Source organism: Sessilibacter corallicola, from assembly GCF_021290925.1.
GTDB classification, from domain to species: Bacteria; Pseudomonadota; Gammaproteobacteria; order Pseudomonadales; family Cellvibrionaceae; genus Sessilibacter; species Sessilibacter corallicola.
In genome coordinates this window covers 483052-508138 of record NZ_JAJSLX010000001.1, presented here as the reverse complement: position 1 = coordinate 508138, position 25087 = coordinate 483052, and the positions used below count along the sequence as shown (strand labels likewise).

The following is a 25087-nucleotide window of genomic DNA, read 5'->3' as shown; positions in this document are numbered from 1 at the left end:
AACAGGTGCTTCAAAGTAATACTTACGTCTGAATTTGAGTATGAAAATTGAACTATTGGCAGTTTGTGTTACGCCTAAACTGGCTAGTTAGCTATATTCCAATAAGGAATAATTGATTGTTGAGCCTGGTAAGGGCTCGGAAGAAGTGTGGTTTTAGGCAATGGGCAGAGATAACAGTGAAAGATCGTTTTTACCTGTTGTTAATAACAGGCTCTGGGCAACGAGCAACGATAAAAGGTCACGAGGAGTTGTTGATAAACAGTAGGTAACAGAGTTTGGGTAACAGCCGTGTTACCTGTAACGAATGAGTGTGTAGTCTTGAGTTTCGGGGCTATAAGTCCAGAGTTGTAAGTTTGTGGGGCTATCAATTCACAACTCACAACAACCCATAACATAGCAAGTGCGTTGCTCCCAGTGAGGGCCACCGCACTCATGAAGCTTATCAATCTGGATTACTTGGTGGTTGATAAGGTCTTTTTCCGTTCGATCCCCAGTTTTTGTCGACGCTCCCACAAGCATTTACGGCTAATGCCTAATTTTCGAGCGAGTTCAGTTTCACTCATCGATTCCTGATGTTCTAAAACAAAGTGTTGGAAGTAGTCTTCGAGGGAGAGATCTTCTTGCGGGTCAGCAGAACTCTGCTTTTGGCCGCTGTCGGCGGGGGTGAGCTGGCTCTGGTAAGGAGAATCGTGCTCGTGATTTTCGGGTGTATCTGTTTTAACTAGGTCTAAATCGATGCCGAGCAGTTCGTAACTGATTTCTTGGTCGTTTTCACTGAGAATAACTGCACGTTGAATGGCGTTTTCAAGTTCACGTACGTTGCCGGGCCAAGAGTAAGTTGTAATGGCTTGAACCGCCTCCGGGCTAAGTGCTTGTAGCGGTTTCGACATCTCTTCGCAGAATCTCTCCAGCAACGCTTCGGCAATGGCAATGACGTCTTTTCCACGTTCTCTCAATGGCGGTAAGCGCAGTTGAATAACGTTCAAGCGGTAATACAAATCTTCTCGGAATTTGCCGGTCTTTGCCAATTGGCGCAGATCTCTGTGAGTGGCGGTTACCAATCGCACATCAACTTTGCGAGATTCGATAGCGCCAATCGGTCGAACTTCACCCTCCTGAATAACCCGTAACAATCGAGCTTGCGCTTCTAGAGGTAATTCGCCGATTTCGTCGAGGAAGAGTGTGCCGGTATCGGCTGCGGCGACAAGACCTTCGCGAGTGGAAGCGGCTCCCGTGAAAGCGCCTTTCTCGTGGCCGAATAATTCAGATTCAATCAAGGTTTCCGGGATTGCGGCGCAGTTGACGGAAATGAGTGGGCGATCCGCTCTTGGGCTCAAAGCGTGAAGAGAGCGTGCGACGAGTTCTTTACCGGTTCCGGTTTCACCGTGAATCAATACTGTTGCCGGAGTCGGTGCTACTTTTTCGAGTTTGCCGTACAGCTCTCTCATGACCGGACTGGTGCCAATCATGCCTTTGACAGGAGCAACTGCTTGGCTTTTCTTGTTGCCTTTTTTCGCGGTTTCCGCAGCGTTGGCTTTACCGATAACACGCTTAACCGCAGCCACCATTTCGTCGTGATCGAAGGGTTTGGCAATGTAGTCCATTGCACCCATTCGCATAGAATCCACCGCCGACCTGAGACTGGCGTAACTGGTCATGATCAGCACCGGAACATCGCCCGAGAGCTTGATCAAATCGGTACCCGGTGCTCCGGGCAAACGCAGATCACTGATGATGAGGTCAAAATCTGTCAGTTGGAACTTGCCAATGGCTTGTTTGACTGAATTGGCTTCAGAAACGTCGTATTTATTCCGCTCAAGTAACTTTCTTAATGCGGTACGAATAATGGCTTCGTCTTCAACGATCAGTATTTTACTCATAGTTCATCACTTAACTAATTCAAAGTAACGGTGTTTGTCTGGTCATCGGTAGGTTTGGGTTCAACACTGTGCGGCAGCTTAATGATAAAGCGTGCCCCAGTTAGTGTATCTGGGTCAACCGGACTTTCAATATCAATTGCGCCCTGATGATCCTCAATAATACTGTAAACCATGGCCAAACCGAGTCCTGTTCCTTCACCGGGATCTTTGGTGGTGAAGAAGGGTTCCATAATCTGCTCTAGATGTTCTTGTGAAATACCTTGGCCCTCGTCGGTGACCCAAATTTCGGTGTGCCGATTTAGGTTAGACGCTTCGATAGAGACCGCGCCACTTTCTTCGCTGGCGTCTCTGGCGTTGGACAGCAGGTTCACAAAAACTTGAATCAACTTTTGGCTATCGCCCCAAACCATTATGTCGTCTTTAACGTGGTTTTGATAATCGACTTGGGTTTTGTCTTTCTGTAATGACAGAAGTTGTATGGCTTCTTCCACACACTGGCGTAACTCGATGTGAACGAATTGTGTTCCAGAAATATCGCCCGAGCGAGAGAAGCTTACCAACGATTGAACGATCCTATTAATTCTATCGGTTTGCGAGAGAATTTGCTGAGCAGTATCAAGTGCCTCTTCAGAAGTATCTTCGTATTTTAGGTTTTGTGCCAAACACGCGATACCGGTGACTGGGTTACCAATTTCGTGGGCAACACCGGCGGCAAGGCGGCCAACAGACGCCAAACGTTCACTGTGCGCCAGTTTGTGTTCCAGCTTTTTCAGTTCGGTGACGTCTTCCAACAAGATTACTTGGCCTTCAATACCGTCATAGATGTGCGGGCTGCTCAGCTGGGCCTTGTGTAAGTTAAAGAAATGATCGTTATTGTCAAACGATAATGCTTGCCCGTGCAAATGCATATTGCTGCTGGCGCAGAAGTCAGAAATGATGGTGTTCCAAGGACTGGGCAAATCATCAATGTGTGATCCAACCACGGAGGAGGCGTCAATATTGGTAAGCGCTTCCATCGCTTTGTTCCACATCAGGACTTCCGAATCGCCGCCGAGAGAACAAACGGATATGGGCAATTCTTGCAGTGTGTTGCGGTGATAGCGTCGAAGATTGTCCAATTCCGCAGCCATCCCAGAAAGGCGGTTTCTGTAGCGGTGCAGTCTTGACTCAATTAAGTTGATGTCGGTACTGCCTTCTTTTTCTGGAAGAAGATAAGGAAGGCTTCGGTCGATGATTCCTTTTGCAACCGAACGCCCGGTGATTACCGATAAATTAGATTCTAGGCGATCCCTTAAACGTCGCAAACTGTAGGGGCGGCGCTCCGAAAAACTGATGCCGAGTTCCGAAATCGCACGGTTAATTTGAGTCTCTGCCATAGTTGGGCCGAGATAAGAAACCAATCGGTCTCTAATTTCTTCACAGCTGTGAACGTCTAAAATAACTCGCACCGGATGACTGAGTTCGTCTTCTGTGCACAGTGACGCACTGTATTTTTCTTCCGGTGATTGAGGTGTCACCAGAGATGCAGTGATAAACCCGGCGATGTTTACGGCAAGGGACAGCACAGCAACAACGTCCCAATGTTCCGAGCCAACAGAGATAACGCCCAAAAACGGAAGATTGTAGCTGTTAAATTCCAACAGCGTGGGCACCATAAAGCCGCCAATACTGACGATCGACCCCAAGCAAACACCGATAATGAGTCCCCAGCGATTTCCCCGCGACCAATAAGGCGTGGCAATGACCGCTGGGAAAAACTGGAGGATTTGGACAAACGCAATCAATGCTAAGTCCAAAATACTGTGGCGTGAGCGCAATGTTAAGAAGAAGACATAAGCGACCACGAAGATAAAGCAAATCACCACCCGGCGAAGAAATACCAATTGCTTGCCGAGGTCTCGCTGGTTGCCAAAATGGGAAAACGGTAACAATCCGTGGTTGAGAACCATCATCGTGCACGACAGGACAATGGAAACCAATGCTCCAGTGGCCGCCGATAATCCACCAATAAACGCCAAAATGGTGATCCACTCATTTCCAGCCGCTAGCGGTACCGCGAGTGTGTAGTACTGAACTGGCCAAGACACATCTAACGATTGACCGGCCCACAGCACCGGAAAAATAGGAATTGCCATGAGCATCAAAAACAATGGAAATGCCCAAGAAGTGATTCGCATGGATCGTTTGATGTGAGCGTTCACCATTGAAGACTGGAATACGTGAGGCATGGCCAGTGTTGCAGTCACAAAGATAATCAGTAACGCGTGGGGCGATTGATCTGGGTTCGGGTCGATTAATGCCTGGAATCGATCTGGGTTATCAACCAACCATTGATCGAGTTCGGACATGCCGCCAAATACGCCCCAAATTGCCAAGTAACCCACTGCTAAAAACGCAATCAGTTTGATCAGTGACTCTACCGCTAAGGTCACCACCAGGCCGCGTTGTTTAAATCGGCTGGCACCAAACATCATGGTGAATATGGTGAGCAACAAACAATAACCAAAGGCGGTTAAGTCACGATTGGCAAAAGTAGGTTCTGTTTGGTCGAAGCTTTCTGAGGGCGCGGTGATGATGGCGAGTGTGTCTGAGACGGCTTGAATTTGCACAGAAAGTAACGGAATCAGTGCTAACAAGCTGCATACCATCACCAAGATGCCTACATTTTGGCTGTGGTATCTAAACACCAAAAGATCCGCAAGCGACGGAATTTTAAAACGGCGTGTGAGTTCGGCAATGGGTGCCAGTGTTACCGGGGCAAACAAAAATAAAACGCTAGCACCTATATAGTAGGCCAGAGCGCCATGACCAAAATCTTTTGCGATTTCAACGGCACCATAAAAAGACCACGCACTGGCGAATACGCCCATCGATAAAATGTACGTCGCCGGATGACTTACAATGGAGCTTGGAATTAAATCTTTGTTGGTGCAGTAGGCGATTAAAAACAATAACGCAACGTACCCACCAATCAGTAATGCAATGAGGGAAAGATCAAAAGTCACGTCGAATGCGCTCACGCTGCAATAAATAGGCGATTAGTATTACAAATGACCAAACAATAAAAGGTCGATACCAGGTTCCTTGTTCGCTTAATACCCAACTGAACAGTGCGGGTGAAAAGCTGGTGAGCACCAGTAAGAGCAGTATGAGAAGTCGATGTGTGACAACAGGGTTATTCATACAAATAATCAGTGGTTTTATGGGTTGGGAGCATCATACGAGTAATCAACGTCTCAATCAAAAAGGCCAATGAGTCTTTCTTCCTTTATTACCGTTTTTATTGCGGTGTTAAAAATTCCAAAAACCTCAAAGTGAGTTCGGCGGAATGAAACCTGGCAATTTAGGAATGGCATTGATTTGCCAATGCTCAATGGACCACGACAAAATGGTTTCTGGTGATTCTTCCGACAAATTTTCTGGCGGAGATTGATTTAAAAATTTTAGCGCATTCAACAAATTCATTGACGCTTCGGCGTTATCAATAACCGGAGCTTTGTTTTGTTTGCTGAGTTTTTGTTGATTATTGGCAAGTACCAAGGGGATGTGAGCAAAGCTTGGCGGCGTTGCTTCTAAAACATCGAATAATAAAATCTGCCGAGCAGTACTCGAAAGCAAATCGTTGCCTCTGACAATGTGGGTGATTCCTTGCTCAATATCATCGCACACAACCGCTAATTGGTAGGCGTACAAAGTGTCTTTTCGCACCAGGACAAAACTGTCTTGCGGAAACGACAAATGCTCCTTTTGAAATCCCTGAATTCGATCGTCAAAACTCCAGTTTTTATTGGCTAGGTTGCCAATTTTCAGTGCGCTGGGTGAATCAGATTCAGGTGGCGACGTTAAACAGTGGCCGTCGTAACTGCCGTGCAGTTTCGATAACCGTTGGCGTGTGCAATTGCATCGAAACAATAACTGTTTATTGCTTAATTGTTCGAGGTAATGATCGAAAACCTCGGCGCGTTTGGATTGATAAATAACTTCTTTGTCCCAATTCAACCCGTGGCATTCTAGGCTTCTGAGTATCGATTCGGTGGCACCTTTTTCTTCTCTCGGCGGATCAAGATCTTCAATGCGGACCAACCAAATGCCGGATTGACTTCGAGCATCAAGATAGCTTGCTAATGCAGTGACGAGTGAGCCGAAATGCAATTGCCCGGTAGGTGAGGGAGCGAAACGACCAACATAGGAAGTCATAGAAAAAGAAGGGGTCGAATGGGGTGATTCGTATTGGACTTTAGAAAAATAGAACCCTCAGGTTGCTAGAACCTCAGGTGTCAGTCAAACATAGTGCGGGGCTTAGAGTAAACATCAAGGGAGAGTAAACAGCAATGGATGCCGTTTACTCTGAGGTGTTTCTTTTGTTGTTAACCGCCGACTTGTTTTTCTCGGATTTCATCAAGCGTTTTACAATCAACACATTGAGTTGCAGTGGGTCGAGCTTCTAGGCGACTGATGCCAATCTCAACACCGCAAGTCTCGCAATAACCGTAGTCATCACTGTCGATAAGCTCGATAGTTGAGTCAATTTTCTTAATGAGCTTTCGCTCGCGGTCGCGAGTGCGAAGTTCTAAGCTAAATTCTTCTTCTTGGCTGGCCCTGTCAGCAGGGTCTGGGAAGTTCGCCGCTTCATCCTTGAGGTGACTCATGGTTCGATCGACTTCTTCCATTAACTCAGCCTTCCACGCCAAGAGCATCTTTCGAAAGTGCTCCTGTTGTGATTCATTCATGTATTCTTCGCCCGGTTGCTCCTGGTAGGGTTGCAAACCGTAGGTGTTAACTTTGTCAGCTGTGGATGAGTTTGGCATTGTTGTTCGCCTCTTTGTCGAAATCACAGGGCAATCTATGTTTGGGCGTTCTTAAATATTTCAAGCCCGAATTTTTCAGAGCACAGCAAGCTACCAGAAACCTGTAACTGATGCTACAGATTTTTTTCAGGCTGATGATATTTCTCAATCAGTGTAATACTTGCTCTCTATATTCGGTATTTTAGACGCAATGTTTTGACTTTTTGCTATATATGTAGACCTTTTTTATGAACTTTTATCCTGAATTTAACGAAGCTATATTCGAAAAACGGTACAAACGATTTTTAACGGATATTACTCAGCCCGACGGGACTACACTCACAATCCATTGCCCAAATACCGGGTCGATGCGCAACTGCACAGCACCGGGGACACCTTGTTGGTACTCAACCTCTGACAATAAAAAACGCAAATACGCACAAACGTTAGAGATCACCACAACACCCAGCGGACACCTAGCGGGCGTGAATACTGGGCGAGCGAATAAATTAGTTGCCGAAGCGATTGAAAACGGAGTCATCACCGAGTTGTCCGGTTACAACGACCTAAAGGCAGAAGTGAAGTGTGAAGATTTTGAAAGCCGATTAGATTTTCGTTTGCGCGACCATAGCGCTGACGATCGCGACTGTTTTGTTGAAGTAAAAAGTGTCACCTTGATGGACGGTGAATCTAACGGCGAGGGGTTTTTTCCTGATTCAGTGTCTGTGCGAGGTTCTAAACACCTACAGGCGTTGATGGGGCTGGTGGATCAGGGGCACAGAGCGGTCATCTTTTATTGTGTTCAACACTCTGGCATTGAGACTGTATCCCCTGCCGATCATATTGACGAAGAGTACGGCAAATGGCTTCGCAAAGCTGTTGCCAAAGGCGTAGAAGCCATCGCTTATAAAGCGGTTATTTCACCATCAGAAATTACCTTGGCGCAGCGTATTCCCGTTGTTATTCCTTGAGTTCTAGATTTGCACATTTCGCAGGGATGCTCGCTGTGAGCACCCCTGCGCGAGGTATGACTGTCGCTCTATCAGTTGGGAGCGGCCAATGTTAGGCGCAATGTTTTTTCGCGGTTTTGGCGAATTATGGTAATCGCCACACGATCACCGGGCTTATAAGACTCCAACACCCCCAATAATTCATCAATACTGTTTACCGATTTGTTGTCGATCTTGGCAATGACATCGCCCAAAATGGTTGCGCCCCAACGATTTCGAGTGATTCCCTCCATGCCTGCACGATCTGCAGGTCCATTACGGGTTACGCGCAGCACCGGTACGCCCGGCAGATTATTGTTCCTGGCCCAAGAAATGGGGGCGAGTTCCACACCAATAACTGGCCTGACGAGATGACCGTATTGAATTAATTCCGGCACAATTTTCTTAACTGAATTCACCGGTATGGCAAAGCCAATTCCGATACTCGCGCCATTGGGGCTGTAAATAGCTGCGTTAACGCCAATCAATTCTCCGTCTGAATTCAGCAGTGGGCCGCCTGAGTTGCCTGGGTTAATTGCGGCGTCTGTTTGAATGACGTTCTGAATCGTTCGCTGGTTGGGCGCCTGAATTTCTCTTCCCAAAGCACTCACTACTCCGACGGTTAATGTGGTATCCAAACCAAATGGATTGCCGATAGCGAGCACCTTACGTCCAACCTGTAGCGCTTCTGAATCGCCTATTGGAAGTGGTTTCAAGAGTTTCGATGGCGCTTCAATTTTTAACACGGCGATGTCTTTTTCAGGCGCTAAACCCACCACCGCAGCATTCCAAGAGCTCTGGTCCGATAACGTAATCGTGATTTCTCGGGCACCGTCGATGACATGGAAATTGGTAACAATGTGGCCTTGTTTGTCCCAGACAAAGCCTGTTCCCGTTCCTTGCGGGCGTTTGCTGACGTTAAAAGAATAGGGATCTCGAACGAGAGTGTTGTTGGTTACAAATACCACTGATTGGCTGGATTCTTTAAAAACTTGGATATTGTTTTTTTCGTCTTCTGTTAAGGCGTGTGTCAGTGAAGAAACTGCGAACAGTAAAATAAACAATAATTTATCAGTTACACCAGCAAATTTAGATCGAGAATAATTGAAGCCGTGACTCATAGCTGAAGTAATCCTTCGTTTAGCGTTGTTACTTTTTGAGATGGTTATTTGTCGATACTTAATGGCACCTCTCGTCATTCGTCTGTGATCGAATGGCAGAGAGATAAGTCATCATTCAGCTATTAAAATACGTCTGATTATTTGCGGGTTGTCCGCAGTTTTTATAAATACAGGCTGCGAATAACTGGATGATTGATAAATAGATGAGCTCGATTTTGGAAAATTCAACAAAAAAAGCCAGCTCAAAGAGCTGGCTTAAAAACCGTGATTAGCCTGATAAGGAGAAGAGACCATGATGTATAAGGTTTCCTCTGAACCAACTACTGCGTAGCTGATGAGTTAATAATAACAAATCTCATTTGCATGTAAAGTCTATTTGATAAATATTCTCATTTTTATTTGATGACGTTAATTCACTTAAGATTGCGGCAAACGCTAAAGCCCGTGGGAAAGACAAAAAGTCAAAAGACGAAATAAGGCCAGTGATAGATAACTGCAAAAGAAAGGTAGGCAAAGCCGGATAATTATCGGAGTCTCATAAAAAAAGCCAGCTCAAAGAGCTGGCTCAAAACCGTGATTAGCCTGATAAGGAGAAGAGACCATGATGTGTAAGGTTTCCTCTGCACCAACTACTAAGTAGCTGATGAGTTAATAATAACAAATCTCATTCTCATGTAAAGTCTTTTTGATAATAATTCTCATTTTTATTTGGGGTAAGCATCGATTTTGAAATAACTTTATTGCATGGTTTGAATATTGATCTTAAATGTCATTATTTAAGCATACGCAGTATGGCGATTTTTCAGAACAATGAACTTAGTGCAGTTGAGTTTAAAGCAAATGTGCGGGGGGCTTGTGTTTGAGAAAGGCATAAAAAAAGCCAGCTTAATTTAAGCTGGCTTAAAACCGTGATTAGCCTGATAAGGAGAAGAGACCATGATGTATAAGGTTTCCTCTGAACCAACTACTGCGTAGTCGATGTATTAATGATAAGCAATCTCATTCTCATGTAAAGTCTTTTTGATAATAATTCTCAAAAAAGTTGTGATTTGAACGCATATTTGGCTTTTTTGTGAAGCTCTTCACTAATTAGATCGTGTTCTTTGTGCACGCTGATTGTCAGCGAACATAAACTATTCACTGTGAGATATAAGACAGGTACTCAGGTAAGCGAGACAATAGACTAGCCATTAGGAGTTAGTGTAAACCTACTCGTATTAAGCAAAACAATGGCGTGTTTTTTGTCCTAACCAGTACCGGAGTATTACGATCCGGTAGCGGCTGTGGGTGGCATTGAAACTAGCTCAGAGGTAGATTGGACTTGAGCGTCTTCTAAGAGACGTGCCTTTGAATCAGGGCTCAGGTCATTCCAGTGAGTATCCTCAAGAGCACCTTGCAGTGCGTAGAGCATAACTTTTGAGACATTGATTCCGCGATTTTTGATTCGCACGTAGGCTTCAACCGCGCCAACCTCTTTTAAATCATCAATGTTATGGATGCCCACCGCATGCAGAATATTGACCGATGCAGCCCCAATATTTTTAAGTCTAATAAGATCAGTGTTATTTACGTTCATTTTAGTTAGCCTTTATTTATTATTATTGCGCTTGTGATTGTTGAACGAACTATTGTAGTAATTTTTATATAGCTAAATGCTATGTTACACCTCAAAAAGTTTGAGGGTAAATAGACATCCCTATTTTTTGAATGTTGAGTCGATCTTCGTTACCAAAAGTAGCAGCATCGTTACTTAAATTGAGAGAAAGTAGTCAATGAGTACCATTTTGGCGAACGCGTGTATTTCTGGTCAGAGCGACTCACATTTAGCCCCGTTGTCTGAATGTGAGACTTTTGGTTGTAGGCTCCATCCAAATATCATAGAGCCTTTAAAAATTTTAGCAGATGCAGCAAAAAAGCAAGGGTTTAAGTTAAAAGTTTTTAGTGGGTTTCGCAGTTTTAATGCGCAAATGTCGATTTGGAACGCAAAATCTTGCGGTAAACGCGCTGTTTTGTCGGCTGATGAAACCGTCATTCTACACGGAAGCCTGCAAGGCTGGGATCTAGTCCAAGCGATTCTACGATGGTCTGCGTTACCAGGGGCGTCGCGTCACCATTGGGGTACAGACATTGATATCATTGACGCTCAGGCGATAAATTCCGATTACAACGTCCAATTAACGCAAAGAGAAACTCAAGAAGGCGGGGTTTTTGAAGAATTTCACCGCTGGCTGACGCCCTGGTTAGAAGACAACCCAGACGTCGGTTTTGTAAGACCGTATCAGACGCCAACCAATGCAGATGACAATGCTTTTGGTATTGCACCTGAACCTTGGCATTTAAGTTATGCGCCTGCAGCAAAAATATTTGAAGAACAGTTCGATCTAGATTTTCTTGCACAAACCATTGCCGGTAGCGACATACTTTTGAAAAACGAAATACTCGAAAATCTACCTGAAATATATAACCGGTTCATTCGTGTTTCGGGCTAATTTTTAATACAAAAAAGCTCAATTGTGCGGTGAAGTTCATCTCTTAATGTGTTGATTTTTAATACGAATTTTGAGATTTAGTTTGGTGCTTTTTAGGTGTTAGAGTTATAAAAACACATGTTTGAATCGGCTTGATTGTTTTAAGGGTGCTGTCGCTAATATAACTGTTGGACATATAAAAATTAGAAGCACCTAAATTCTAATTTGCTCAATCAAACTTGAAATAGTGAGCTTATCGCAGTAAAAACGGCGGCTGATAACCGCAACCTAGAACTGATTTTCATTTTTTGAATTGGAATACTGACTTTCATGTTAACAACTCAACTGAACGGTATCTGGCCGAAAATTAAAGAAGAAGCAAAAAAAGCCAGTATGGCGGAGCCGGGACTGGCAAGTCATTACCATTGCACCGTTCTTAAACATGAAAACTTTACTCAAAGCATCACCTACATTTTGGCTGGATTGCTGGCGAGTGAAGACCTGCCCGATATGCTGGTCAGAGAAGTGTGCGAAGAAGCGATGGCGGCAGACGCGGCCATTGAAACGTCAATGCTCGAAGACATCAACGCGTCCGTTGAGCGCGACGCTGCCTGTGATGAATATTTAACCCCGTTACTTCACTACAAAGGGTATCACGCGCTGCAAGCTTACCGTATCAGTCACTGGCTCTGGCAACAGGGGCGCAAACCGCTGGCCCTGTTTTTTCAAAACCGAGTGTCAGAAATTTTTGATGTCGATATCCATCCAGCGGCGAATATCGGTCATGGCATTATGATTGATCACGCAACCGGAGTGGTTATCGGAGAAACCACGGTTATTGAAAACGACGTCTCTATGCTGCACTCGGTCACGCTCGGTGGCAGTGGTTGCACATCAAGAAAGCGCCACCCAACCATTGGTCGCGGTGTGATGATTGGTGCGGGCAGTAAAATTCTCGGCAATGTGAACGTCGGTGAAGCTGCCAAAGTGGCTGCTGGCAGTTTGGTTAGAAAAGACGTGCCTTCGTATTCAACCGTAGCCGGTGTGCCCGCAAAAATAGTGGGTAAGTGTCGTTTGCAACCGGCAAAAACCATGGACCAACAAATCCCAGGATAACCCGACTTTATCTAACACAGATTTAAGTACGACTTATCAGTGTTGATTTTTCATAAACCATTTATAATAACGACGTATTGATTGGAACTTGAGTTCTAGTTAACACAGTACTTGTCACCTAAGTTTTTGCTGAAGAAATTTGGATTGATCTGGTTTGAAGCGTTCGCAACACCAAGGCATCGGGATGACATCCCAAAGAACTCGTCAACGTTTAATTCAACGCTTGATTGAGCAGGGGATTAAAGACACTCAGGTTTTAACTCTGATGGAGTCTACGCCCCGTCACATTTTCCTCGATGAAGCATTGAGCCATCGTGCCTACGAAGACACGTCGCTGCCCATTGGGTTCGGCCAAACGCTTTCTCAACCCTATATTGTCGCTCGCATGACCGAATTACTGAGAACTCACGCGCCAGATGCGCAGCTTGTGCTTGAGATCGGCACGGGCTCGGGTTACCAAACGGCGATACTCGCCGGCTTGTTTGAGCAGATATACAGTGTTGAGCGTATCAAACCGCTGCAGGACAAAGCTCGCAAACGCCTGACTGAATTGGGTTATCGAAACGTGATGTTAAAACACGCCGATGGTCATTTTGGTTGGTCGCAAGAAAAACAATTCGATGCGATCTTGAGTGCGGCCGCGCCACGTCAAGTTCCTCAAGAGTTACTGGATCAGTTGGCACCTAACGGTGTTTTAGTCATTCCTATTGGCGAAGCCTCACAAACTTTAGTCATGGTAAAAAATACCGACGAAGGCTTTGTTACTACAGAAATTGAGCCGGTAAAGTTTGTGCCTCTGTTAGGCGGAACAACCCGTTAACTTTGCATTTTTGCGTCTCACAACCGGTTAATTCTTCTTGCCGATTGCGCCGAATTTCTTTCCTCAAATAGCCGATCTTAAAATTTCTACACAGATTTGTATAACTCTTCGGTATAGCAACAAATTGTCATCGAAACGTTACGGTCTTTAAGGTAGCCTACACTTACCTTAAGTGCTAAATTGAATAAGCCCCGTAAGTTAATTACCGTTCGATTTCTTACAATTTCGCAAACAAATTTGTACCTAGCCTTCCTGTTCTCAAGGACGACACAAATATGAGCAAAACCTCACTCCACTATTTATTCCTTATGTTGCGCGGAATGGCAATGGGAGCGGCAGACGTTGTGCCGGGAGTGTCCGGCGGAACCATTGCGTTTATCACGGGAATATATGAAGAGCTGATTAATTCTCTGAAAAGTATTGGCATTAAAACCCTTATCATTTGGAAACAGCAGGGGTTTGCCAGCGCTTGGTATTCCATTAACGGTAATTTTTTACTTTCCGTATTTTCGGGTGTGATTATTAGTATGCTCACCCTGGCCAAGATAATCGATCACGCACTCCATCATCACCCAATTTTAGTTTGGTCTTTTTTCTGGGGATTAGTGCTCGCGTCTATTTGGCACCTTTATAAAGAAGTGAAATTTAAAGGTTTAACCATGTGGGCGTGGATGGCGTTTGGGGCGTTTGTTGCGCTCGGTGTTTCCATCGCAAAACCCGCAGCGCTTCCTGGCGATTGGTGGATACTAATGATCGGTGGCGCGGTCGCGATATGCGCGATGATATTACCGGGCATATCAGGCAGCTTTATTCTGCTATTGATGGGATTGTATCCTGTCTTTATTGAAGCGTTATCGACATTTAATATCGTGCTTTTGGCAAGCTTTGGCATTGGTTGCGCGTTAGGATTAATTGGATTTTCTCGACTTTTATCCTGGTTGCTTAAACGCTATCACAATAAAACCTTGGCGCTGTTGACAGGTTTTTTAATCGGCTCACTGAATGTGATTTGGCCCTGGAAAATTGTGTTAGAAACCAAGCTTGATCGACACGGTGATTTGGTGCCAGTAGTTCAAGAAAATGTACTCCCCTGGGAATATGCTCAAACTTTAGGCGAGCCTTCGCAGCTTTATATAGCGCTTGCATTTGCCTTAATTGGCTTCGCTTCTGTACTTTCTATTGAGGTATTTTCTAAAAAGTGGGAGGTTGACTAGGGGTTTGTCGACTAGACCTGGATCAAATTTATACAATTTTTTGCTTAAATTCCGTCATATTTAACAGTGTAAACCCCTAAATTTTTAAAAAGTGCCTCCATTTTACAATTTTTTTTAGAATTAATTCCGATGATTTCTTTATAAAACATGCCTAAACCTAATAAGCGATCAATAGGATTAATTACGTTAATAGAGAGAATCATAAAACCTTTATACCCAAAAAGAGGCTTTCATGGTTTTTAGGGTGTTCATAATCTTGATCGCCTTGGTCATTATAAACGGTTGCAGTTCACACTCTAAACAGGCAAGTGTCGTGGAATTGACGCAACCTCCGTCACGAAAACTCACCACACACACCGTATCCAAAGGTGAAACTTTATACTCAATCGCTTGGCGATATGGTTTGGATTATAAAGTTTTAGCCAAAGCTAATAATATTGGCGCAAAATTCAACATCTACCCCGGCCAAGTACTAACTTTAGAGACTGCTAAGGTAAATCAATCGAATAAGGCAAAACCTCCCACTTCCTCTTCCTCAAAAACCAAGGTCGTCAAAAATAAGAAGGATTCAAGCGTCAAAAACGTGACTACAACTCGTTCAAGACAATTAACGAAAAACCAAATTAGTAAAAATGAAAGTTTGCCGACTACCACAAAAATTAAGTGGGCTTGGCCTACGCTCGGCAAGGTGACAAAGCGGTTTGTCCCGGGTGACCCTCAAGCTGAGGGTATTGATATTGTGATAAAAAAGGGAGATTCTGTGGTTACCGCAGCAAGCGGCATTGTTGTTTATGCGGGTGAAGGACTAAGAAGATACGGCAAACTTTTAATAATAAAACACAACAAGCAGTATCTGAGTGCATACGCTCATGTGGATCGGATATTAGTGAAAGAAGGGAGCAGCGTTCAAGCAGGTCAGAAAGTTGCCGAAATAGGTTCCAGTGGAACCGGAAACACCAAGCTCTATTTTGAGATTCGCAACAACGGTAAGCCCGTTGATCCGTTGCGATATTTACCACGGCGATAGTGTTTCTATGCTTCGAAAATTAAGCTCAAAAAATAAAATAAGGCACTAGAGCTTAAAGTCCAAAAGGTGAGGGTGTCCGGGAAAGGGTTAATCATTAGATCCCTTTAAAGATCCATAACTTATTAAGGGCTAAGATCATGGCAGTGACTGTACCAAACTCTAACAGTAAAACTGACGATAACGTGTTCGTTGTTCCAGATCTAGAAAATGAACTTGTCGAGATAGGCGCATCAGCCGAAGCCGATGCAGAAGAAGTTCCAGCAGCTGCAAAAAACCTCCGACGTAGCGACGCTGATAGCGAAGAAATTGCAAAAAATTTAGATGCTACGCAACTGTATTTAAACGAAATTGGTTTTTCTCCCTTACTTTCTGCCGAAGAAGAAGTATTTTACGCGCGCAAAGCGTTGCGTGGGTGCAAAGCGTCGCGCAAGCGAATGATAGAAAGTAATTTACGTTTAGTGGTTAAAATTTCGCGACGTTATGTCAATCGTGGGTTAGCTTTATTAGATTTAATTGAAGAAGGTAATCTAGGATTAATTCGCGCCGTTGAAAAATTCGATCCAGAACGCGGATTTAGATTTTCGACCTACGCAACATGGTGGATACGTCAAACCATTGAACGGGCGATTATGAACCAAACGCGAACGATTCGTTTGCCCATTCATGTCGTAAAAGAATTAAATGTGTATTTGAGAGCCGCTCGGGAACTGTCTCAAAAATTAGATCACGAACCCACACCAGAAGACATTGCTAATCTGTTAGAAAAGCCTGTTGAAGACGTTGAGAAGATGCTCAAATTAAATGAGCGCGTGACTTCTATGGACGTTCCTCTTGGGCTCAACTCAGAAAAAACCCTGGTCGATACCGTCCCTGATCATCACACCTCAGATCCATCCTCGGTGTTGCAAGACAGCGATTTATGCCAAAGCATCGATGAGTGGTTGGGTGAATTAACCGAAAAACAACGTGAAGTTGTGACTCGTCGGTTTGGATTACGCGGCCACGAAATGAGTACTTTAGAAGAAGTAGGGCGTGAAATTGGTCTTACCCGTGAAAGAGTTCGCCAAATTCAGGTCGAAGCTTTAAAACGTTTACGTGATATTTTAGAACAACAAGGGTTGGACGGAGAATGCTTGTTTAGCATGTAAATAATGACTCCGTACAAACCTTCGATTTTCATTTGAAAGCCACAATATTTATTGTGGCTTTTCCCTTCTCAATTTTTATCTCTTCTTTCTTTTTTGTTCTGCAAAGTGTTTGTTTTGCAGTGTGCCTGATCTTTAGTCTGTTTTTTTGAATTAATCGCTTAAATCCAGAAATTTAAAAGTTCTTTTTTGGGTTTATTGTCTTTGGACATCTTCCGTAAATATCGATATAAAATACATTTGAAAACTAAGGTAACGGTCTCATTGGTAGACTCCGTTTTTGGAGTGGTTGTTCCGTTTCTTATTGCGGTTGTTGAACTTATTATGGTTGTTGAAATAGGTGATTTTTGAACGATAAAAAAGACATAACACAAGATGATTTGAACGTAAGAAAAGAGTCTTTTCAACTTGAGGTTATTGGCGAAATTAAATCAAGCTTTAAAGAGAAGTTTGGTGTTCCTCGACAAAGTGGCCTAACGCCGTCTGCGCGCGGTGAAATTATTTTTTTTCCACCATTTAATAACAAGGCTGCGTTCGAAGGTTTAGAGAATTATAGCCATATTTGGATTCAATTTATTTTTCATAAAAACTTATCGGTTTCATGGCGCCCTAAAGTTCGTCCGCCTCGGCTCGGCGGCAACGAAAAAGTCGGTGTCTTTGCCACTCGTTCTCCCGTTCGCCCTAATCCTATTGGTTTATCAGTGGTGGAATTAAAAGAAGTGGTTGTTTCTGGAAATACAGCCAGCATTGTTGTTGCCGGTGCCGATTTGGTTGATGGAACACCAATACTCGATATCAAACCTTATATTCCTTACGCCGATAGCCTGCCCGACGCTAAAGCTGGATTTGCCGACGGTGAACCCAAAAAAATAGCGGTTGAGTTTTCAGATCTCGCCTTAACAGCATTAGAAAAAATAACTCATACCTATGAGCAACTTAAACCGTTGATCGTAGAGATGCTTCAACAAGACCCGCGACCGCAGTATCAAACACCTGATAGCGACCGAATATACGGCGTTAACATAGAAAACTGTAACGTCTGTTGGCGTTATTTACCGTTAGGTGATGTGGACGATAATCAACGTTGGAAAATAGAGGTTGTGAGTATTGAGAAAATTGCTTGAAAGGAAGGTTGGTCTTAGGCTTTATGCGTCAGCCGGAGCGTTAGATGACTCCGGCTTCATGCATCAATAACGATGGTATAAAGCGAAGTTATCGCTCTAAATATTGAAGCTTGCCTTCAACGCCATCCCACTTATCGGCGTCTGCAGGGGACTCTTTCATCTCGGTGATGTTTGGCCAGAGGTCAGCAAGTTCTTCGTTTAATTCAAGGAAAACTTCCTGCCCTTCGGGCAACTCATCTTCTGAGTAAATCGCTTCAACAGGACATTCTGGTTCGCAGAGTGCACAGTCAATACATTCATCTGGATGAATCACGAGGAAATTTGGGCCTTCGTAGAAGCAGTCTACAGGACAAACTTCCACACAATCTGTGTGTTTACACTTAATACAATTTTCGCCTACGACGAAGGTCATGCTGGGCTCCAATAGCTAATCTATGTTTTTTTAATAAGCCCAGCATTTTATCAAAAGTCAAACGATTAATGCACGCGATTTTTAGGCTGACAAAGGCCAGTTTGAATGAAACATTCAATATAGTTTAATGAAACATTCGATTTAGACACCGCCCATAAAAATGGAAAATATTACGATTTCACCAGCTTTTTAAGCTCATACAATAAATTCAGTGCTTCTCTTGGTGAAAGATTATCCACATCGGTTGCCTCCATTTTTTCGACTAATGGGTGTGTTCCCTGGCTGAAGAAGTCTCCTTGAAATGGCTGCTCTGCCGCACTTTGACTCGGTTCGATCACCATGGGTTGTGTGTTTTCGGTTGAACCGGTTTCCAAATAATCGAGTTGGATTTTTGCCTGCTCTAACACCTGTTTTGGAATACCTGCCAATTTTGCCACTTGTAAGCCAAAGCTTTTATTAGCGGCGCCTCGTTGAATATGGTGTAAAAATATTAGGTCGTCATTGTGCTCTGTGGCATCGAGATGAACGTTAGCAACGGAAGCAATTTGGTTGGGTAAATCGGTCAGTTCGAAATAGTGAGTGGCGAACAAGGTGAAAGCTTTGACTTTGTTGGCTAAATGTTGCGCACAGGCCCAAGCCAATGAAAGCCCGTCAAAGGTGCTGGTACCGCGACCGACTTCATCCATCAGCACCAGACTTCTGTCGGTTGCGTTATGAAGGATATTAGCGGTTTCAGTCATTTCTACCATGAACGTTGAACGACCTCCGGCGAGATCGTCAGATGAACCGATACGGGTGAAAATCCTGTCGACCATGCCGATCTGTGCGGAGGTGGCTGGAATAAAACTGCCGATGTGTGCGAGCAAAGTAATCAACGCATTTTGACGCATGTAGGTACTTTTACCGCCCATGTTCGGACCGGTAATAATGAGCATGCGTTGCCTGTCGTCCAAGCTCAGATCATTGGCGACGAACGGATCATCGATCACTTGTTCGACCACCGGGTGGCGCCCGCCCGATATTTCTAATCCGGGTTCTGGCGTTAGTGCCGGTCGACAGAAATTCAAATTAATAGCCCGCTCAGCAAGTGTGTTCAATACGTCTAATTCTGAAACGCCTGCGGCCGAAATTTGTAAAGCGGTTAAATCCTGATTAATGGTTTCGAGCAATTCGTCGTACAACGCTTTTTCTCGTGCTAGTGCACGGCTCTTTGCCGACAGCGCTTTATCTTCAAATTCTTTTAGCTCAGGAGTAATGAATCTTTCTGCGTTTTTGAGGGTTTGACGACGAATGTAATCAACCGGTGCTTTGTCTGACTGACCACGACTGATCTCAATGTAATAACCGTGGACGCGATTAAATCCAACTTTTAGCGTGCTAATTCCGGTCCGCTCTTTTTCTCGGGTTTCTAAATCAACCAAAAATTGACCCGCGTTGGAGCTTAATTCACGAAGTTCATCCAGTTCTTGATCGTAGCCGCTGGCAATAACACCGCCTTCACGGATGACAACCGGCGGATTTTCTTCCAGTGCTTTTGACAATAAATCAACTAACTCGGGAAATTCATTGATGTCAGCGGCCAATTCAAGCAATCGTTCTTTTTTATCGAAATTGGCAAGCTCGCTTTGAATTTGAGGGTACACCGCAAGCGATGTACAAAGACGTGACAGATCTCTTGGTCGAGCGGAACGCAGCGCCACGCGACCTAAGATACGTTCCAAATCACCGACGGCTTTTAGATGTTCATGAATTAACTCAAACTGATATTGACTGCTCAGTTCGGTGATGGCGTCTTGCCGTTGTGTAAGCGTGGTGATGTTACGTAACGGCCGATTCAACCAGCGTCTTAGGAGCCGACTGCCCATCGCCGTCGCGCATTGGTTGAGTACCGAAAATAACGTGTTCGATTCTTCGCCTTGAAGATTAACATCCAACTCGAGGTTTTTTCGGGTTGCGCTGTCCATGGCCACCGCCTCGTCTCGATCTTCGTGACGAATTGAGCGAATGTGTGGCAGAGCCGTGCGCTGAGTTTCTTGGGCGTAGGCCAACAAACATCCCGCCGCTCCCAGTGCCAAAGGCAGTTCTGCGCAACCAAAACCGGATAAATCCTTGGTTTCGAACTGAGTACACAAAAGTCGAAGCGCTGTGTCGTAATCGAACTCCCAAGGTGGGCGCGATCGAACCCCTTTTAACGTCGCCGGTAAAGGCGTGTGAGCAAAATCGTCGGCAATCAGTGTTTCTGCGGGTTTTAAACGCTCAATTTCGGCGTGTAGAGCTTCTTCTCCCGAGGCTTCGAAAACCTGAAATCGACCACTGCCGATATCGAGCGTGGCAATACCAAAGTCTTCCTCGTGCCGATGAATGGCAATCAACAGATTATCTTGGCTTTCATCGAGCAGTGCTTCGTCGCTTACGGTTCCTGGCGTGACTACCCTAACGACCTTACGTTCGACCGGTCCTTTACTTTCGGCAGGATTACCCACTTGTTCGCAAATAGCGACGGATTCACCAAGGCGGACCAATTTGGCTAAATACGCTTCGGCGGCGTGAAACGGAACGCCTGCCATTGGAATTGGCTCGCCGCCAGATTTACCCCGCGCAGTTAAGGTTACGTCCAGCAGATGTGCCGCTTTTTTCGCATCGTCAAAGAACAGTTCATAGAAATCCCCCATCCGATAAAAAACCAATTCGTTGGGATGTTCGGATTTAATGCGCAAGTACTGCTGCATCATGGGGGTGTGCTGACCCGGATTATTCTTGTCGGAGGCTTTCTTCACTTTCTTTGAGGACTGATTGGGTTTGACGGTTGCGGAAGTCATAGATAAGGGAGGTTTGTCTCTTGGCGTAATCGTAAATTAGTTAGCATTCTAGAGTGAGAAGAGCGTCACGCTCTCATCAAATTCATCTTGTTGGATTTGTCTGCTGTGGAAACTAACCCAACCGGTATCAACTCTGACTTAGTCGTTGTTGTCCTGCGTTAATATGGTCAACATTAATCCAGTTGAAGCAGGTAAGCTGTTGATTATTCAAATAAACTTAGGTGAACATGGCTCATGGTCTATGTGCCATTGGGCGTTTATTGAATTATATTTGACCCGTTATTTGAAGGTCTGATTTTAAGTTGGCGCTAGTCTAACTCATATCAACTAAATTCACACAGAGGTGTTCTATAGGAGCCTCCTATAAACACTTGATATCCACAAACACGTGGCTTAAGTTGGCAATTATGAAATCAATGACAGAATCCTTATCCCAGCAGTTGGGTAGCAAACTTGCCGATCGCCGTTACACCGTTGCCACAGCCGAGTCGTGCACCGGCGGCGGTATCGCGAGCGCAATTACTGAAATTCCAGGCAGTTCACTTTGGTTTGAGATGGGGCTAGTAACCTATTCAAATACTGCAAAAATGCAGCTTCTGAACGTAAACCCTGAAACCCTTGCCAATCACGGTGCGGTGAGCGAAGAGACCGTAAAAGAGATGGCGCAAGGTGCATTGGCGGCCAGCGGCGCCAATATGGCGGTTGCCGTGAGCGGCGTTGCAGGACCCACCGGAGGCAGTAAAGACAAACCAATTGGCACCGTGTGGATCGCGTGGAGTGCAAAATTCACCAACAGCACACGCAGTCGATTGTTCAATTTTAATGGCGGTCGGGCAGAAATACGCCGTCAGGCTGTGATGGCAAGTCTCAGAGGTTTGATCGATTTGCTTGAGTAACTTTATTTTACTGTATAAATAAACAATAACTGTTTTCTTATACAGTATTTTGTGCTAATTTTACTGTACATTGAAACACAACGTTTTTAGAATCCATCATATTGAACGCGTAGCGAGAAACCTCGCTATTGCATCATCTTATCAGCCGTCACAACTTGTTATAACCAATGGGGAAATCAATGGACGCAAATAAAGAAAAAGCACTTGCCGCGGCCTTAAGTCAAATTGAACGTCAATTTGGTAAAGGCACTGTAATGCGCATGGGTGACCGTGAACAAGTGAAAATTCCTGTTGTGTCCACAGGTTCCATTGGTCTTGATTCCGCATTGGGCGTAGGTGGTTTACCTAAAGGCCGTATTGTTGAGATTTACGGTCCAGAGTCCTCTGGTAAAACAACGCTTACCTTACAAGTGATCGCCGAAGCTCAAAAAAATGGCGGCACTTGTGCCTTCGTTGATGCCGAACACGCACTCGACCCAATCTACGCAGAAAAGCTTGGCGTTAATGTCGACGACCTTATTGTCTCTCAGCCAGACACCGGTGAGCAGGCACTCGAAGTTGCCGATATGTTAGTACGTTCTGGAGCGGTTGATGTTTTGGTGGTTGACTCCGTTGCCGCGTTAACACCAAAAGCTGAAATCGAAGGCGAAATGGGTGATCACCATGTTGGCCTTCAAGCGCGTTTGATGTCTCAGGCGCTTCGTAAGATTACCGGTAACATTAAGAACGCAAACTGCTTAGCGATCTTCATCAACCAAATTCGTATGAAAATTGGTGTGATGTTCGGTTCGCCAGAAACCACCACGGGTGGTAACGCACTAAAATTCTACTCTTCAGTTCGATTGGACATTCGTCGTACCGGTTCTGTGAAAGATGGCGATGAAGTGGTTGGTAACGAAACTCGAGTTAAAGTAGTTAAAAACAAAGTTGCACCTCCGTTTAAGCAAGCTGAATTCCAAATCTTGTACGGGGAAGGCATTAACTTGTTGGGTGAAGTGATCGACTTTGGTGTGAAACTGGGTCTGGTCGATAAGTCCGGTGCTTGGTACAGCTATCAAGGCGACAAAATTGGCCAAGGTAAAAATAACTCGATTCGCTTCTTGCAAGAAAATCCAGAAATTGCTCAAACTATTGAAGCTCAAATTCGTGAGAAATTACTTCCAGATACGGTTCCAGAATCAGAAGCTGGAGAAGAGCCAGCGGAGGCTTAATTCAAAAGCCACTCTGTTATTTAAAAAAAACGGCCTTTATGGCCGTTTTTTTACGTTTGTAGATGCTCGTTTTATCAAAATACTTTTGTGCCAATATTTAAAATATTATAAGCGAATTAAATGATCGAAAATTCTGAAAATAAAGTGTTCAATCACGCTGTTTTTTTATTGTCACGACGTGATTACACGACTCACGAATTAAAGCAAAAATTGGTAGTAAAGTTTGTTCGGTCTGATAAATCGAAAATAGAAAATGCTCACGTATTCATTGAGCAGGCGATAACAAAAATATCGGAATACGGTTACCTTAACGATGCTCGATATTGTGAATCGTTTATTCGGATGAGTGCCGGTAAATATCGCGGTAAAACCAGAATTAAAAATGAATTAAAATTTAAAGGCGTTAATAATCAATTAATTGAAAACGCCTTTAATACATGCGAAATCGATTGGTTTGAATTAGCGACTGTGTGTTTGGAAAGAAAATTAGGAAATACTTCCATGCACGAAGTTTTGTCTGACCATAAACTAAAATCAAAGTATTTTCGATTTTTAATGAGCCGCGGATTTAACAGTGAAGAAATTCAGAATGCAATGGATGAACTAAAGCATCAACACTCCGAATAATTGGCCTGAATTTTTGCTTTAACACTAGTTACGTATTATCAATAAGCTATAAAACATAACACTACTTTTTACGTTGTGTATAAAATTAAGCGTGTAAACGTAACTGTTGACAGCGCACTGTGTGCTATTCATAATGATTTCAGATTCGGGAATGGGATTCATTTTCGAAGTCACAATAATTCTATAATTTGTCTTTCTAAGAAATTACAAAAATAGAATGACCATACAAAAACGTAACGGGAAAGACCTGTTACTGAACCTATAACAGCAAGGAGCTTGCTGCGATGAATTCTGAAAAAGAATTTGATTTTCTGGTCTTTATTGGCCGATTTCAGCCATTTCACAATGGTCACCTCTCCGTAATTAATACCGCACTTGAGAAGTCTCAAACCCTTATTATTCTTTGTGGTTCTGCTCACCAGCCGCGCTCTGTTCGCAATCCTTGGACGGTTCCAGAACGAGAAACCATGATTCGAAGCTCTTTGACAGATGAGCAAAACGAACGAGTCTTGGTAGCACCGTTGATGGACATTGTGTACAACGACGAAGCTTGGGTTCGCAACGTTCAAGCGACAATCAATGGCTTAATTACCTCTTACCACGCGCAGCCTTATCAAAGTCCGAAAATAGGGCTTATTGGTCACAGTAAAGACCAGAGTTCTTACTACCTAAATTTGTTCCCCCAGTGGCGATCAGTTGCTGTGGAAAATTGCCAGAATATTAGCGCCACGCCAATACGTGAAAGCTTATTGGTAAGTCAGCAAAATGAAGAGCCGGTTGATCAAATAGTAAACGGCTTACCAGCGTCTGTGAAACACTGGATCAGTACCTTTCAGGAAGCTGAAGTATTTAGTCATCTAAAAGAAGAATTTGATTTTATTGCTAAATACAAACAGCGATGGTCTGATGCGCCTTACACACCGACTTTTTTAACGGTGGATGCAGTCGTTGTTCAAAGTGGCCACGTACTTATGGTTGAGCGCAAAGCAAAACCCGGAAAAGGTTTAATGGCCTTGCCAGGTGGTTTTGTTCAGCCCGACGAAACACTTATTGATGCTTGTATTCGTGAACTGCGTGAAGAAACAAAACTAAAAATTCCGCCGCCTGTGTTGAAAGGATCGATTAAAAAACAGCGTGTATTTGATGATCCGCATCGGTCATCACGTGGACGAACCATCACTCATGCCTATTACATTGAGTTGGAACCCAACCAAACGTTGCCGAAGGTAAAAGGCAGCGACGACGCTAAAAAGGCATTCTGGGTACCGCTGGCTGAGTTAAACCCAGAGAAAATTTTTGAAGATCACTATTTTATTATTCATGAACTCGCGGGAATGTGAGTCTTAGTAACACTTTAGTAAGAATATAACTGGTCAGCACAAACGTAGAATTCCAGTAAAAATATTACTGGCCAATAACCACATATTATCG

21 protein-coding genes are annotated in these 25087 nt (G+C 44.1%); 12 read left to right on the top strand and 9 right to left on the bottom strand.

The genetic code is table 11. The features are described 5' to 3' along the window. Nucleotides 1-452: 452 nt before the first annotated feature. The 5 genes from LU361_RS02015 to dksA form a co-directional block, all read right to left on the bottom strand. Nucleotides 453-1880, bottom strand: a complete 1428-nt coding sequence (locus LU361_RS02015; protein ID WP_233086642.1) for a sigma-54-dependent transcriptional regulator — start codon at nt 1878-1880, stop codon at nt 453-455. Between the two features lie 14 nt (nt 1881-1894). Next, complete coding sequence (locus LU361_RS02010; RefSeq protein WP_233086641.1) at nt 1895-4885, bottom strand: sensor histidine kinase; 2991 nt, start codon at nt 4883-4885, stop codon at nt 1895-1897. Continuing rightward, nucleotides 4875-5063 (bottom strand): hypothetical protein, encoded by a 189-nt coding sequence (locus LU361_RS02005; RefSeq protein ID WP_233086640.1) that lies wholly within the window; start codon nt 5061-5063, stop codon nt 4875-4877. Before LU361_RS02005 ends, LU361_RS02010 begins: the two co-directional genes overlap by 11 nt. Nucleotides 5064-5189: 126 nt before the next feature. Then, nucleotides 5190-6077 carry a tRNA glutamyl-Q(34) synthetase GluQRS gene (gluQRS, locus tag LU361_RS02000; RefSeq protein WP_233086639.1) on the bottom strand — a complete coding sequence of 296 codons (888 nt, stop codon included), beginning with the start codon at nt 6075-6077 and terminating at the stop codon, nt 5190-5192. A gap of 170 nt (nt 6078-6247) precedes the next feature. After that, nucleotides 6248-6688, bottom strand: coding sequence for an RNA polymerase-binding protein DksA (gene dksA / locus LU361_RS01995; RefSeq protein WP_233086638.1), 441 nt, complete (start codon nt 6686-6688; stop codon nt 6248-6250). A 227-nt stretch (nt 6689-6915) separates the two neighbouring features. On the opposite strand from dksA, the gene sfsA reads away from it, so the two are divergent. Continuing rightward, nucleotides 6916-7638: a DNA/RNA nuclease SfsA gene (sfsA, locus tag LU361_RS01990; protein ID WP_233086637.1), complete on the top strand. Its 723-nt coding sequence runs from the start codon at nt 6916-6918 to the stop codon at nt 7636-7638. Nucleotides 7639-7709: 71 nt separating this feature from the next. On the opposite strand, the gene LU361_RS01985 is transcribed toward sfsA, so the two are convergent. After that, complete coding sequence (locus LU361_RS01985) at nt 7710-8777, bottom strand: S1C family serine protease (RefSeq protein ID WP_233086636.1); 1068 nt, start codon at nt 8775-8777, stop codon at nt 7710-7712. A gap of 1264 nt (nt 8778-10041) precedes the next feature. Continuing rightward, nucleotides 10042-10353: a TfoX/Sxy family protein gene (locus LU361_RS01980; RefSeq protein ID WP_233086635.1), complete on the bottom strand. Its 312-nt coding sequence runs from the start codon at nt 10351-10353 to the stop codon at nt 10042-10044. A 196-nt stretch (nt 10354-10549) separates the two neighbouring features. On the opposite strand from LU361_RS01980, the gene LU361_RS01975 reads away from it, so the two are divergent. The 7 genes from LU361_RS01975 (at nt 10550) to tsaA (ending at nt 17691) form a co-directional block, all read left to right on the top strand. Continuing rightward, entirely contained in the window at nt 10550-11266 is a 717-nt protein-coding gene (locus LU361_RS01975) for a M15 family metallopeptidase (protein ID WP_233086634.1), read from the top strand. A gap of 309 nt (nt 11267-11575) precedes the next feature. Further along, entirely contained in the window at nt 11576-12361 is a 786-nt protein-coding gene (gene cysE / locus LU361_RS01970; protein ID WP_233086633.1) for a serine O-acetyltransferase, read from the top strand. Between the two features lie 184 nt (nt 12362-12545). Further along, on the top strand, nt 12546-13181 hold the full coding sequence (locus tag LU361_RS01965; protein ID WP_233086632.1) for a protein-L-isoaspartate(D-aspartate) O-methyltransferase: 636 nt from the start codon (nt 12546-12548) through the stop codon (nt 13179-13181). Nucleotides 13182-13456: 275 nt separating this feature from the next. Beyond that, nucleotides 13457-14395, top strand: coding sequence for a DUF368 domain-containing protein (locus tag LU361_RS01960; RefSeq protein ID WP_233086631.1), 939 nt, complete (start codon nt 13457-13459; stop codon nt 14393-14395). A gap of 313 nt (nt 14396-14708) precedes the next feature. Continuing rightward, nucleotides 14709-15422: a peptidoglycan DD-metalloendopeptidase family protein gene (locus tag LU361_RS01955; protein WP_233086630.1), complete on the top strand. Its 714-nt coding sequence runs from the start codon at nt 14709-14711 to the stop codon at nt 15420-15422. A 137-nt stretch (nt 15423-15559) separates the two neighbouring features. Further along, the gene (gene rpoS, locus LU361_RS01950; protein ID WP_250647546.1) at nt 15560-16570 is read left to right on the top strand and encodes an RNA polymerase sigma factor RpoS; all 1011 of its coding nucleotides are present in this window, start codon (nt 15560-15562) and stop codon (nt 16568-16570) included. A gap of 344 nt (nt 16571-16914) precedes the next feature. Continuing rightward, nucleotides 16915-17691: a tRNA (N6-threonylcarbamoyladenosine(37)-N6)-methyltransferase TrmO gene (gene tsaA, locus LU361_RS01945; protein WP_233086629.1), complete on the top strand. Its 777-nt coding sequence runs from the start codon at nt 16915-16917 to the stop codon at nt 17689-17691. A gap of 88 nt (nt 17692-17779) precedes the next feature. Here the strand turns inward: tsaA and fdxA are convergent, their stop codons facing one another. Further along, nucleotides 17780-18103, bottom strand: a complete 324-nt coding sequence (gene fdxA, locus LU361_RS01940) for a ferredoxin FdxA (protein WP_233086628.1) — start codon at nt 18101-18103, stop codon at nt 17780-17782. 170 nt (nt 18104-18273) lie between these two features. Beyond that, a complete protein-coding gene (mutS, locus tag LU361_RS01935) occupies nt 18274-20835 on the bottom strand; it encodes a DNA mismatch repair protein MutS (RefSeq protein WP_233088186.1) in 2562 nt (853 codons plus the stop codon). A 494-nt stretch (nt 20836-21329) separates the two neighbouring features. On the opposite strand from mutS, the gene LU361_RS01930 reads away from it, so the two are divergent. From LU361_RS01930 to LU361_RS01915, 4 genes are all read left to right on the top strand, one after another. Further along, complete coding sequence (locus LU361_RS01930; protein ID WP_250647545.1) at nt 21330-21818, top strand: CinA family protein; 489 nt, start codon at nt 21330-21332, stop codon at nt 21816-21818. Nucleotides 21819-21997: 179 nt separating this feature from the next. Then, entirely contained in the window at nt 21998-23029 is a 1032-nt protein-coding gene (gene recA, locus LU361_RS01925; protein ID WP_233086627.1) for a recombinase RecA, read from the top strand. A gap of 120 nt (nt 23030-23149) precedes the next feature. Further along, the gene (locus LU361_RS01920; protein ID WP_233086626.1) at nt 23150-23656 is read left to right on the top strand and encodes a regulatory protein RecX; all 507 of its coding nucleotides are present in this window, start codon (nt 23150-23152) and stop codon (nt 23654-23656) included. A gap of 284 nt (nt 23657-23940) precedes the next feature. Then, on the top strand, nt 23941-24996 hold the full coding sequence (locus LU361_RS01915; RefSeq protein WP_233086625.1) for a bifunctional nicotinamide-nucleotide adenylyltransferase/Nudix hydroxylase: 1056 nt from the start codon (nt 23941-23943) through the stop codon (nt 24994-24996). Nucleotides 24997-25087: the final 91 nt, after the last annotated feature.